Origin of the sequence: Angelakisella massiliensis, from assembly GCF_900104675.1 — a bacterium.
GTDB classification, from domain to species: Bacteria; Bacillota; Clostridia; order Oscillospirales; family Ruminococcaceae; genus Angelakisella; species Angelakisella massiliensis.
Genome location: NZ_LT629945.1, coordinates 2,353,986 through 2,367,525, shown reverse-complemented (window position 1 = coordinate 2,367,525; position 13,540 = coordinate 2,353,986). Strand labels below are relative to the sequence as shown.

At 55.7% G+C, this 13,540-nt stretch carries 7 protein-coding genes; 4 read left to right on the top strand and 3 right to left on the bottom strand.

Going from position 1 to position 13,540, the window contains the following annotated elements:
* Nucleotides 1-96: 96 nt before the first annotated feature.
* Complete coding sequence (locus tag BQ5383_RS16680; RefSeq protein ID WP_071433866.1) at nucleotides 97-801, bottom strand: Crp/Fnr family transcriptional regulator; 705 nt, start codon at nucleotides 799-801, stop codon at nucleotides 97-99.
* Between the two features lie 161 nt (nucleotides 802-962).
* Here BQ5383_RS16680 and BQ5383_RS16675 point away from each other — a divergent pair, with 161 nt between their 5' ends.
* On the top strand, nucleotides 963-2,897 hold the full coding sequence (locus BQ5383_RS16675; RefSeq protein ID WP_071433864.1) for an NAD(P)/FAD-dependent oxidoreductase: 1,935 nt from the start codon (nucleotides 963-965) through the stop codon (nucleotides 2,895-2,897).
* 150 nt (nucleotides 2,898-3,047) lie between these two features.
* Here the strand turns inward: BQ5383_RS16675 and BQ5383_RS16670 are convergent, their stop codons facing one another.
* Nucleotides 3,048-3,914, bottom strand: coding sequence for a histidinol-phosphatase HisJ family protein (locus BQ5383_RS16670; protein ID WP_071433862.1), 867 nt, complete (start codon nucleotides 3,912-3,914; stop codon nucleotides 3,048-3,050).
* 680 nt (nucleotides 3,915-4,594) lie between these two features.
* On the opposite strand from BQ5383_RS16670, the gene BQ5383_RS16665 reads away from it, so the two are divergent.
* From BQ5383_RS16665 to BQ5383_RS16655, 3 genes are all read left to right on the top strand, one after another.
* On the top strand, nucleotides 4,595-7,912 hold the full coding sequence (locus BQ5383_RS16665) for a PD-(D/E)XK nuclease family protein (protein ID WP_071433860.1): 3,318 nt from the start codon (nucleotides 4,595-4,597) through the stop codon (nucleotides 7,910-7,912).
* A complete protein-coding gene (gene addA / locus BQ5383_RS16660) occupies nucleotides 7,905-11,426 on the top strand; it encodes a helicase-exonuclease AddAB subunit AddA (RefSeq protein WP_071433858.1) in 3,522 nt (1,173 codons plus the stop codon). The genes BQ5383_RS16665 and addA overlap by 8 nt, the downstream gene beginning before the upstream one ends.
* Nucleotides 11,427-11,719: 293 nt before the next feature.
* Complete coding sequence (locus BQ5383_RS16655) at nucleotides 11,720-12,124, top strand: hypothetical protein (RefSeq protein ID WP_071433856.1); 405 nt, start codon at nucleotides 11,720-11,722, stop codon at nucleotides 12,122-12,124.
* A gap of 119 nt (nucleotides 12,125-12,243) precedes the next feature.
* Here BQ5383_RS16655 and BQ5383_RS16650 read toward each other — a convergent pair whose 3' ends face one another.
* Nucleotides 12,244-13,209, bottom strand: coding sequence for an RluA family pseudouridine synthase (locus BQ5383_RS16650; protein ID WP_071433853.1), 966 nt, complete (start codon nucleotides 13,207-13,209; stop codon nucleotides 12,244-12,246).
* Nucleotides 13,210-13,540: the final 331 nt, after the last annotated feature.

Here is a 13,540-nt window from a genome sequence, read left to right as displayed (position 1 = left end):
GTTCTGCTTTTTATTTTCGGGCGCCGTAACGGTTCGAACGGTGTTCCTCATGGAAAAGGGGAGGGAATGATGGAATCGCAGGGATATGTATCAAGCTTAACGTTGGGGAGGCAAAGCTTCAAAGGACAGCAGCTGCTGTTCATATTGTTCCAGCGTTTCCCGATTTGTCAAAAGGATCTTTCCACGGCGGATTTGAATCAGCCCTGCCTGTTTGAGTTCTCCGCACACCCGTGCCACCTGTATCCGTGAGGCGTTGATGGCACAGGCAATGGAATATTGGGACAGGGGTACCACCAGAGTATGGGAATCCGCGGAGTACACCAGCAAAAAACGAATCAGCCGGGTTTTCACATCATGAATGCTTTGCGCCTCAGCGTCATAACACATCAGCCGCAGAACATCCCCTACATAACACAGCAGATCACGCCCCAGCTGAGGATATTCCGCCATCAGTTCAAAAAGCTGCTGCTGTGTGATGGGAAGAGCCTGGACTGGTCCAAAGGCTTTGGAAGTGATAACAGCATCACAGCCGCATCGGAAGCTGTCCAGATTAAACAGGGTATTCTCCCGATGGATACCAATAAAGCGAATATCTCCCTGACTGCTGGTGGTATAAATATGTACCTCTCCCTCCACCAGATAAAAAAGGCCGACAGGGGGAAAGCCCGCCATATTAAACAAATATCCGGCTGGGTATTTCCGCAGGACAAAGCGCTGTAAAAACAACTCTCGATATGGTTTCAGAGAATCCTTCAGATTAAAATGAATACCACGTTGACGGTCTTTTCCGGCAAATTCCATAACAGCATTCACCTTCTTTTGTATGTAATTTTATTATACAACATTGTTATAAGTATCACAAGATACAGAACTGGAGAAAAACACTGTTAAAATAATAACGAACAAGCGGGAAGCAAAGTTCTTCCCCCAATAAACAAAGACACAAAAGGAGGTCCCATTGTATGTCCACCATGTTTCCCCATCTGTTTACACCAGGAAAAATCGGTACCCTCACATTGAAAAACAGAATCATGAAGGCTCCTCAGTCCTCCGGTATGAGCAACCTTGACGGCAGCGTGACCGAGCGGCTGGTTCGGTATTACCGCAAACAGGCCGCGGGCGGAGCAGGAATGATCATTGTGGAATATGCCTATGTGGATGACATCGGTGCGAAATCCGCTCATTGTCATTTGGGTATCTCCAATAACGAACATATCCCAGGGCTCAGCTGGCTGGCGGACAATATCCGGGAGCAGGGGGCTGTTCCTGCCATCCAGATCGAGCATTGCGGGCGGCAGAAATTTTTGGGAACGCAGCCCATGCGTGCGCCTTCTGCCATTCCATGGCCAAAACTGTGGAATCAGTACGGTGTTCAGGCGGTGCCGAAGGAACTGACCATTGAGGAGATCCAGGACATTGTTCACGCTTTTGGCGATGCCGCTCTCCGTGCAAAGACAGCGGGGTTTGAACTGGTGGAGATCCATGGAGCCCATGGCTATCTGCTGACCAATTTCTTCTCGCCCACCACCAACCATCGCACCGACCTTTACGGCGGCAGTCTGGAAAACCGGATGCGCATCTATGTGGAGATCGTCCGGGATGTACGGAAGAAAGTAGGACCCGATTTTCCTGTTACCATCCGTCTCAGCGGTACCGACTATGAGCCGGACGGCTTCCCCATTGAGGAAACCGTCGCTTTGGCCAAGGTGCTGGAAAAAGAGGGAATTGACGCTTTCCACATCTCCGGCGGCGATCACCATATGATGATCCATCAGGTATCTCCCATGGCAATTGAGCCATGTCACAATGTCTGGGCGGCGGAAGCGGTGAAAAAGGCCGTCAAGGTGCCGGTCATTGCATCCGGCTCCATCACATTGCCTCAGTATGCAGAGGAAATTTTGGCCAGCGGTAAGGGAGACTTTGTGGGTCTGGGTCGTCCCCTGTGGGCCGATCCGGAATGGCCGATGAAGGCTCAGCAGGATCGCCCTGAGGATATCCGTCCCTGTATTCGCTGCAATGAGGGCTGCCTGGAGCGGACCTTCTTTAACTATCGTTCCATCACCTGCGCTCTCAATCCGGTGATCAGCAGGGAAGGGGAGCTGGAGATCCTGCCCGCTGCCAAGGCCAGAAAGATCGCTGTGGTAGGCGGCGGTCCCGCCGGTATGGAAGCTGCCAGAGTGTGCCGCCTCCGGGGCCACAACGTCACCCTCTTTGAGGAAAAGGAACTGGGTGGTCTGCTTCATGAAGCGTCCACACCGGAATTCAAGGCGGATATCCGTCCCTTGATGGCTTATCAGATCTGCCAGATCCAAAAGCTGGGTATTCCGGTTGTTCAAAAGAAGGTGACGGCAGAAGAGCTGGCGGATTATGATGCTGTTATCTGTGCCACAGGCAGCCGTCCCATTACTCCTCATATCCCGGGTGTGGAACTGCCCAATGCTGTTGACGCTTTGGATGTGCTCAATGGTGTTTCCCCAGTAAAAGGGGCAACCGTGGTCATTGGCGGAGGCCTGGTAGGGACTGAAACCGCTCTCCATTTGGCGGAAAAAGGTACACCGGTCACTTTGGTGGAGATGCTGCCTGAGATTATGCACGGCGTGGCGGTTACCGATTGTCTGGCTTACCAGGAACGGATCGCCAAAGTGGATATGACCATTTATACCGGAACCCGCCTGCTGGAAATCCGTCCCAATGAAATCTTGGTTGAGGACCGCAAGGAGACCTTTACCATCCCGGCGGATACTGTGATCATGGCCATCGGCCTCAAGGCCCAGCAGGGATTGCACCAGCAGTTGTGTGAAGCCGGCAAGGAGGCTTATCTGGTGGGCGACGCCGTCAAGCCCGGCAAGATTTTTGACGCGTTCCATACCGCTTACAGAACCGCCCTGAAAATCTGAAACTGATTCTTCTCCTCAGCTCCGGGAATCTTCCCGGATTGCAGCAAGCCCCGCCGCTCCTTTTTACAGGGACGGCGGGGCTTGCTGTTTTCTGCCCGATAGAAAATGAATAAAGAAATTTTATAAAATAGTTTGAAGTATACGAACTTTTTATCTCAGGCTGGTTTCTTTGAAGAGAGCAGCGCCGCCATCCAGCTCCAAAACAGAATCGAAGCCCAACTCCCGCAGCAGCTCTTCCGTGCGCTCAAACTGGAAATCCAGCTGGGAAGCCAAATGACAGTCTGAGCTGAGGATGATGGGAATCTTCCGCTGGGCCAGCCGGCGCAGAAGGAAGATGGCAGGATAAGGAGCGTTTTGAGCGCCATAGCGGAAACCGGAGGTGTTCACCTCAAAGGGAATGCCCGCTTCCGCTGCCTCTTCCAGAGCATCCAGCGCGATTTTCTGATATTCCGGGCTTTCCTCATCAAAGAAACGACCATTATTAAGCTTGCGGATCAGATCAAAATGTCCCAGAATATCCCCCTGGCCTTCCCAGGCATTGCGGACGGCCTCTTTGAAAAAGGCTTTTGCCATGGCCAGACCGTCTCCGCCGAAGGCCTCGTCGCAGCACCGGGCCACATCTTCCTGGGTGCTGTCGATCACATAAGGCAGACCACCCTGGGGGGAGGGAATACAGTGGACCGAGGCAATCCGGTATTGGATGGGCCACTCCTCCTTGGGCGTACCGGCAGGCAGGCCGAAGTCTTCAGCCTTTATCAGCTGGGCGGAATCCTGCTCCATACCGATCAGGATGTCCAATTGTCCCCAGTATTGCTGCCGCAGCCGCCGCAGCTGCCGGAGATATTCCGGGTATTTTTCCAGTGTTATGCAGCAGCTGAGATCAAAGCTGGTGAGGGCGTGGCCAGAGAAGCCCAGTGCGGTGAATCCTTTTTGAAGGGCGGACAGGACCTGTTCCTGGGGTGTGCTTTTTCCGTCGCAGAAGGTGGTGTGAGTGTGGGGATTGGAATGGACCTTCATCAAAAAACCTCATTTCTGTGTATGATGTTGTCCGGCTTTATTGCCGTTGTTGGAAATGAAACAGGAACAGCTGGCAAAAATAAATTTTCTCCCCAACGCCAGCAATGAGAAGGGGAGCGCTTTACATAGATCAGCCTGTCCGGCTGGAGAAAACCACTGTGATGGGACGACCATAAACAGCTTTTCCTAAAGAAAAGCGGGCAGAAAAAATACCGCCATCAGCATCCGGTACCATGAGATGAAAAACAGCCGTCAAAAAACCACCAGAGTGACACGAAAAAATCCCGGCAAGGCACCTTTTTCAAAATTTCTTTTCTGGCATCGCCTCTGAAGAGCGGAAGGAGTTTTCCTGCCTTCTGTCCAAACTGACCAAAGAGAAAAGATGAGAGGGAAAAACTTTTGTACGCTCCTATCTTACTCCATTGACAATTTTTTTTCAACCGATAACCGAATAAAAGACAACAAAACTGAGTGATGGAAAACGATTGTTCTTTTTGACCCTTCATGATACAATAAACCCAAAAAGAAGATGTTGTACTTTTTTGCTGAATCCCGCAGCGTGATCAACAAGCTGATGGGGGATAGCCATCAGAGATGAAATCTTCTGCCTCAAAGCGTTTCAAGGAACGCCGGGTACTCTTAGAAGAACCAGGGCTTGTTTGTCCAAAGGGAGGAAAAATATGTTTCAGCTGATTGTGGGAAAAACCGGAACAGGCAAAACCACCCGTATCCTGGAGGAGGCCATCCAGGCCGCCCGGCAGGATCGGGAGGTGATTCTGCTGGTGCCGGAGCAGTTTTCCTTTGAGATGGAGCGGAAGGCCTCCCAGGCCCTGCGGGGAACTCAGGCGATGAACCTGTCGGTTCTCAGCTTCAGCCGTCTGGCGGAAAATATCTTCCGTGCTTACGGTGGCCTTGCCCGGAAGCGGCTGACCGACACCGCCCGGTTTGTGCTGATGCGCCTGGCGGTGGGGGAGGTGCGGGATACCCTGGAAATGTACCAGCGCCAGAGCCAGAAAACCACCTTTCTCACCACCATGCTCCAAACCATCGAGGAGCTGAAAAGCTGCGGTACCTATCCGGAGGACCTGCGTCAGGCCGCCAAAGGCCTGGGGGACAGTCAGCTGCAAGGGAAGCTGCGGGACATCATCCGGGTATATGAGGCTTATCAGGCTATCGTGGACCGGGATTATGCCGATCCCCTGGATGATATTGCCCGGGCGGGTCAGCTGGCCCGGGATCAGGGCTATTTCCGGGGGAAGACGCTGTTTCTGGACAGCTTCGGCTTTTTCAGCCCGCCGGAGCGGTATTTGGTGGAACTGATGCTGGAACAGGGGGAGCAGGTGACCCTTTCCCTCTGCGCCGATGGTCTCACTACCCGGGAAGGGGGAGACATTTTCCACGACCAGAAGGAAACAGCCCGGCGGCTGCTGCAATTCGCTTCCAGCCACGGGATACCCACCGCAAGACCGGTGCGCCTGGAAGAAAACCACCGTACCCGGCTGCCGGCCCTTCAGACTGTGGAGGAGTTTTTGTCCACGGGCAGAGTGGAGCAGACCCCGGAAAACAGCGAGGGGATCGCTGTTGTTCGGTGTGGGGACAAGTATGAGGAAATCCATTTCGCCGCGGCGGAAATCTCCCGCCTGGTCCGGGAGGAAAAGCTGCGTTACCGGGATATGGCCCTGGTCTGCCGGTCCATGGGGGACTATGAGACCGCTTTGCAGACGGTATTTACCGCCTATGGCATTCCCTTGTTTTTTGACCGGAAGGAGCAGGTGTTGGCAAAGCCGGTGGTGGCGGTGCTGGCGGCGGCGCTGGACAGTGTCCGGGGCAGCTGGAAGGCGGAGGCTGTACTGAAAGTGGCCCGGTCTCCGGCCATGGGGCTGACCATGGAGGAATCGGCGGCGCTGGAAAATTACGCCTATGTCTGGTCGGTCCAGGGAAAGGGCTGGACCCAGCCCTTCCGCAACGACCCCGACGGCATGACCGGCGCCTCACCGGAAGATTATGAACAGCGGTTGGCCCAGGTGGAGGAAGTCCGCCGCAAAGTGATGGAGCCCCTCATGGCCCTGAAAAAGCGGCTGGAGCAGTGCGACGGCAAGGGGTTCGCCATGGGTCTTTATACCTTTATGACCGACATCGGGGGCCTTGACCATCTGGCACAGCACTTCCGGGACAGCTACGGCGAGGACCGCCGGGAACTGGAGGAAAACGATCAGCTGTGGGGGATGCTGGTGGATGTGCTGGATCTCTTTTGCGACAGCATCGGTTCGGTGCGATATCCACTGAACACCTTTGTGGAGCTGTTTCATCTGGCGCTGGGGTGTATGGAAATCGGCCATATCCCCAACACCAACGATCAGGTGATCGCCGGTTCCGCCGACCGTGTTCGTCTCAGTTCCCCCAAGGTGGTGTTCGCCGTAGGGGTCAACGAGGGTGTTTTTCCCGCCCGCTATCAGCCCCATGGGGTGTTTACTGATCAGGAGCGGACCCGGCTGATTGCCAGGGGGGTGGAGCTGTCCGCCCCACGGTATCAGCGGGCCCTCCAGGAGCGGTTCTATCTCTATACCGCCCTCACTGCCTCCCGGGAGCGGCTGTACATCACCTACGCCGCCTCCACCCTGGAAGGGGGACAGCTGGAACCTTCTCTGGCGGTGGTACAGCTAGCCGGAATGTTCCCCGGAGAGGTACAGACCGCTTCAGAGCTGCCCCCGGAGTTTTTTGTGGTGGATCTTTTCACCGCCCGGGAGCAGTATGCCCGCTCCAGAGGGAAGGGACTGGCCCAGGAGGGAACATTGGAAGAGCTTCTCCGCCGCCAGGGGGACGACCGTTACCTGGCACTGATGGAGCGCCTTTCTCTGGACCTTCCGGCGGGACCGGTGGAGCCTGCCGCCGCCAAGGGACTGCTGCGGGGGAGGGTGGCGGTCTCGCCCACCAGGATCGAAAACTTTTACCGCTGTCCCTTCCTTTTCTTCTGTGACAGTATGCTGCGGCTGCGGCCCCGGAAGAGGGTGGAATACAGCCCCCTGGAATCTGGCAACGCCATCCATTATGTGCTGGAGCAGCTGCTCCGCAGCCGTGGCGGCAGGGGGCTTACCTCCATGACCGATGAGGAGCTGGAGAGGGAGATCCGCCGCCTGCTGGAGGAATATATCCGCGCCATGGTGCCGGACCTGACCCAGCTGACTGGGCGCTTCCGGTATCAGTTGGAACGTCTGACGGCGGTACTGCTGCTGGTGGTGCGCCATGTGGGAGAAGATTTTGACCAGAGCCTGTTCCAGGCAGCGGGGATGGAGGTGCCGGTGGGCCCCGATGGCATGGTGCATCCCGCCCCTTTGACAGCCCAGGATGGCACGCCGGTGGTTATCCGTGGAAAGATTGACCGGGTGGACCTGTTTGCCAAGGGGGAGGACCGCTATGCCCGGGTGGTGGACTACAAATCCGGCGGCAAGGATTTCCGCCTGGAAGAGGTGTTCCATGGCCTGAATATGCAGATGCTCATCTATCTTTTCGCCCTGTGCGACGATCCCCGCAGCCCCTTCGGGCCGGTGAAGCCTGCTGGTATTCTGTATATGCCCGGCAAGGTGTCCCCGGCGGAACTGCCTTCCTCGGCGGACGCTTCTCAGGTCCGCTCCCAGGTGGACGGCAGTTTGCGGATGAAGGGCATGGTGCTGGATGACCCCGATGTGCTGGAAGCCATGGAGCGGGAACTGGCGGGACGGTACATTCCAGTGAAAAAGAAAAAGGGGGGCGGTCTCACCGCCGCCTCCAAGGTGGGCAGCGCCGGGGAATTCCGGCGTATCCGGGAGGCAGTCTATGACCGGATCACCCAGATGGCCGACGCACTGACCAAAGGGGAAATCGCCCCCTTTCCGGTCCATAGCGGCAATCTCAACCCCTGTGATTACTGTGATTACGGCATCCTGTGCAACAACCGCAATACACCCCTGTTCCGGGACATCGCCGGCAAGGGGACGGGAGAGGAGGAACATCATGGCTGAGGTAAAATGGACTCCACAGCAGCTCCAGGCCATTAAAGGTCGAGGGGGCAATATTCTGGTGTCCGCCGCCGCCGGCAGCGGCAAAACCGCCGTACTGGTGGAACGGGTCATCAGCCGCCTCACTGACCCGGAGCATCCGGTGGATGCTGACCATCTGCTGGTGGTTACCTTTTCCAACGCGGCGGCAGGGGAGATGAAGCAGCGGATTTCCCGGAAGCTGTGGGAGCTTCTGGAGGAGAATCCTGGGGACCCCCGGCTGGCCCGGCAGCAGATTTTGTTGGATTCAGCCCAGATCAGCACCATTCATTCTTTCTGTATTACTCTGCTGCGGCAGCATTTTCATCAGCTGGAGATCCCGGCGGACTTCCGCATCGCCGATGAGCGGGAGTTGGATGTGCTGCGGATGGACACCGTCCGGCAGCTGGTGGAGGAGGAATACCAGAAGAAGGAACCGGGATTTTACGATTTGGTGGAGCTTCTTTCCTCTACCCGCAGCGATCAGAAGCTGGAGCGAACCATTCTGCGGCTATATGACTTTGCCCGCAACCACCCCTTCTATGAGGAATGGCTGACAGAGCTGGGGAAGGAGTGGGAGGAAAACCTGCCCCTTAATGAGACCCCCTGGGCGGCGATCCTGCTGGATTACGCCAAAGACGCTCTGCGCCACTGCAAAGCCCTGCTGGAGCGGGCGCTGGAGCTGATGGCAGGGGACGAGGCCATGGAAAACGCCTATGGTCCGGCCTATCACAGCGACCTTGCCCAGGTGGAGGGTTTACTGGAGACGATGGCATCAGAAAGCTGGGGCCAGGTGGTGCAGCAGGTTCGGGGTGTATCCTTCCAGCCTTTGGGGCGGCTTTCCAAGTACGAGGATGAGGAGAAGAAAAACACCGTTCAAGGACTGCGCGGCCAGTATAAGGACATCCTCAAGGAGCTGTCGGAGCGGGTTTTTCTCATGACCGAAGCAGAATATCACCAGGATATGGCTCAGCTGGCTCCGGTGGCCCGGCAGCTGTTCCGTCTGACGGTGGAGTTTGGCCGGGCGCTGGATGCCGCCAAGCTGGACCGGGGAGTGCTGGACTTCGGGGACCTGGAGCATGGAGCACTGCGGCTGCTGTATACCGGAGAAGGGAAGGGCCGCCGCCCTTCGGAGATCGCGTTTTCCCTGCGAGAGCAGTATGAGGAAATCCTGGTGGACGAGTACCAGGACACCAACGGCACCCAGGAGCTGATTTTTTCCGCCCTGGCCCGGGAGGAGGGGAACCTGTTCCTGGTAGGGGATGTCAAGCAGAGCATCTACCGCTTCCGCCAGGCCCGCCCGGAAAACTTCCTGGAGAAGAAGGAGCGGTACTTCCCTTATGAAAGCGGCCGCTTCCCGGCGAAAATCTCCCTCAGTGCCAATTTCCGCACCCGCCAGGAGACTACAGGTTTGATAAACTATCTTTTTTCCCTGGTGATGAGCCCCAAGGTGGGAGAGATGGACTATGGCCCGGAGGATGCCCTCTACGCCAAAGCATCCTATGATGAGAGCCAGCATTTGCCGGTGGAGCTGATGGTGGTGGACCCCGCCCTGTTCCCTGACGAGGACCCTGTAGCCCTGGAAGCCCGGTATGTTGCGGAGCGAATCGACGGGATGCTCCGGGAAAAAATCCTGGTGACGGACAAATCCGGTCCCCGGCCCATTGAGCCACGGGATATCTGCATCCTCCTGCGCTCCCCCAAAAATAAGTCAGAGCGGTATCTCCGGGAGCTGGAAGCCCGGTCCATTCGGTACTGGGCAGACAGCCAAGGGGGATTTCTGGAGGCAAAGGAGATCGCTCCGGTGGTTTCTTATCTCAAAATTCTGGTCAACCCCATGGTGGATCTGGAGCTGGCCCAGGTGCTGGGCTCCGCCCTCTATGGTTTTACCTCCCAGCAGCTGGCCCAGGTGCGCCAAAAGGCGGAAAAGGAGCCTTTGTTCCTGGGGGTACGTCAGCTGGCGGGAGAAGGGGACGAGCCCTGCCGACGCTTTTTAGAGGATTATACCATCCTGCGGCGGGAGGCCCTTTCCCAACCGGCACAGGGGGTTATCCAGATGATTTATACCCTCACAGGGCTGGAGCAAAAGGCTTTGGCCATGCCTCAGGGAGAGGTGCGCCAGGGAAATCTGCACCTTCTGATGGAGGCTGCCGCCTCCTATACCGGAAGCGTGGGAGGGGATTTCAGCGATTTTGTCACCTATCTGTACGCCCTGGAACAGTATGAGGAGGATTTGCCCTCGGCTACCGCGGCGGCGGGCAACGCTGTGTCGGTGATGAGCGTTCACAAGTCCAAGGGGCTGGAGTTCCCGGTGGTGTTCCTCTGCGATACCGCCGCATCCTTCAACCTTATGGACCTCAACGCTGATGTGCAGCTTCATCCGGAGCTGGGCTTTGCCTGTATCCTGCGGGATAACCGGCGGATGCTCCAGCACAAGACCCTTCCCCTGGCGGCGGTGCGGCTGGAAAACAAGCGGGCCACCCTGTCGGAGGAGCTGCGGATTTTGTATGTGGCCATGACCAGAGCCCGAGAGAGGCTGATTATCACCGCCAATGACAAGGGGCTCCAGCGGATGGAAAAGCTGGCAGCACAGCCCATGGAAGCGGGGAAGGTGAGCGGCTGGACCGCCCGTACCGCCTCCTGCTATTACGACTGGTTGGCGGCGGCTCTTTGCCACCATCCGGATTTTCCCCCTTCTCTGTTGCAGCGCCCGCCGGTTTGCTGCCGCAGCCCCATTGAGGATGGAAGCCTCCTTGCCGGTATGGCGGGTTCCGAGACTTTGCAGCCCCGGGAAGCGGCGGGGACCCACAAAGCGCCTCCCGCCAATCTCTCTTTGGTCAAAAAACTGGAAGAGCGGCTGCGCTTTCATTATCCCTTTGAGGAGGATACCGAGACCCCCGCCAAGGTTTCCGTCTCCCAGCTGGTCCACAGCGGGGACCGGGAGGAATACCTTTTCACCCGCAGGCCCAAGCTGCTGACTCGGCAGGCCCTCACTCCCACGGAGCGGGGAATTGCCGCCCATAAATTCATGCAGTTTGCCGACTTTCACCAGGCTGCCGCCGATGTGGAAGGAGAAATTGCCCGTTTAACGCAGCGGGGCTATATCACCCCCGAGGAAGGGAAGTTTATGGACCGGCAGATGCTCCGGAAACTGTTGGAAGGCCCCCTTGGCCGGCGGATGCTTGCCGCGGACCAGCTTTACCGGGAGATCCGCTTTCTCCGGGAGTTTACGCCCCAGGAGCTGGGGGCCATCGATCCCGCTTTTCAGGTGCGCTCCACTGTCACGGTTCAGGGTATTGCCGACTGTGTGATGATGGAAAACGGCGTGGGAACCATTGTGGACTACAAGACCGATTTGGTGCGGGAGGAGGAAACCCTGCGCACCAGGTACGCCGGGCAGCTGCGGCTGTATCAGTCGATTCTGGAGCAGCAGCTGGATATCACCATCACCCAAAGGATCCTTTATTCCTTCGCTTTGGGTAAGGTGATCCCAGTATGACCCACGGCCTGGACTGCGGCGGCACAGAAAACTTTTGGGGCGGATGCTTTTAATAAGATAACAGGAATTTTGAGCGTGCTCCAAAAGTTGGACACGCTTCCGGGGGACCAAATGGCTCCTTAGGATACTGTTTGCTGTTGATGAAACCAACGGTGGTACTCTGTTTTCCTTCTTTCGTGAGCACGGGGCTAAAAATAAGGCGTATGTTCTGATTTCTGGTAATGATCGGTTTTATCTGCTTATCCAACAGGTTTTTCCATAGTTGGAATTTTGCCGGGAGGTGGAGGCGTTACATGGATGGGAAAGAAATGGCACGGAAGCACAAAAAGTTAATTCTGGCGGGTATCCTTTGTTGTTCCATTGTTGTTGACGGTGGCTTTTTCCCCATGGTCAACTTTAATCCTCAAAACCCTGTAGACCTTGGCATTCTGCACCGATTGCTGGTGGTGATGGGGGCGTTATGGTTCCATCAGGCTGTTGGTGCTTTGGAAGCTGTTGTTTTTCCCAAATGGTCCGGGGGAAGGATTGCCGTTTTCAATGTATTCCTGGTTGCGTCAGGACTTGTTTGCCGGTATCTGCTGGAGTTTGGAGAAGTGTCCAACAGTTATAATTTCACTGTCTTAAATGTGTTTTTTCAGGTGACGCTGCTGGCGCTTATGTCAACAGCTGTATGCCTGTTTGAGAGGAGAAAAAGCTGAATCCCTCCATTTAAACTGGAAAACGAGACAAGAAAAGACAGGTTCGACCGGAGAAGAAACGGCACGGACCTGTCTTTTTGCGACATATTGTTTTTGAATAGAAAAAGAAATGGTATCTGTTAAACTGGCTTTTTATAAAGGTCTTTTAGTGAAAAGGGAATTTCCTTTACAGTAAAACTGCGGCCATTAAGGTACGCAAGCTCTCCCGCCGGAGAGGTGAAACGGAAGGTAAGACGCCAGGCGCAAAGAGCCTGGAAGCGATAGGGTAGCCCCCGGTTCTGTTTGGCGGTGCCGTACTTGGTATCCCCCACCAGGGGATGCCCCAAAAAGGCCAAATGGGCCCGGATCTGATGGGTGCGGCCGGTGTGCAGCCGTACCTCCAGCAAGCTGAAATTTTTGTCCTGCTCCAGGACCGTGTATTCGGTGAGAATGGTTCTGGCTTCGGGAGAGGGGCGGCTGCTGACCGTCACCTGGTTGTGGGCGCTGTCCTTTTTCAGGTAGGCCCGGCACAACTGATGAGCGGGGCTGGGAACGCCGAACACCAGACAGCGATAGGTTTTCTCCAGCTCCCGGTCTTTGATTTTCTGATTGAGGATGCGGAGCGCTTCGGCGTCCTTGGCGCAGATGACGATGCCGCTGGTGTTGCGGTCGATACGGTTGCACAGGGCGGGAGCAAAGGAATTCTCCCGGGCGGGATCATATTCTCCCTTTTTCCAGAGGTATTTGGTGATGCGGTTGATGAGGGTATCCACCGTTCCCTCATCATCCTCATGAACCACCAGTCCCACCGGCTTGTCCGCCAGCAGGATATGTTCATCCTCATAAATAATGCTCAGTTCATCCCTGGCGGAGCAGAAAGCAAGAGGCTGGTCTTCCTGGACAAAAAACTCATCGTTCAGGTACAGCTCCACCAGATCCCCCGGCTGCAGACGAGTGGAAATTTCAGCCCGCTTGCCGTTGACCTTGATGCGCTTGGTGCGGATGCCCTTGTACAGCATACTTTGGGGCAGCAGAGGGACGGCTTTGGTGAGAAACTTGTCCAGCCGCTGGCCGCTGTCATTTTGATTGATGGTAAAGGACCTCATTTCCGGCCCTCCTTTTCAGACGATAGGTAACGGACAACATTATAACGGGTTGCAGGGGAAAAGGCAAATTAAAAGTTTTTCTGGAATGGAAAACTCTGTTTCCAGCCTGAAAAAGACAGAATCTCAATGGCTACAGGGGAAATTTTCCCAGCAGGGTGGGGAAAGAGCTTGACACCAAAGCAAAATTATTATATGTTTAAAACATAAAACCGTCCTCCCATTGGACGATTGTGGATTTTTAGTAGTTTCTACTTTTCGCCACGTAGTTATCTTTTGGATAATTACGTGGCTTTTTTATGTTTACCTACAATTGGAGAAAGGCTGTTATTGA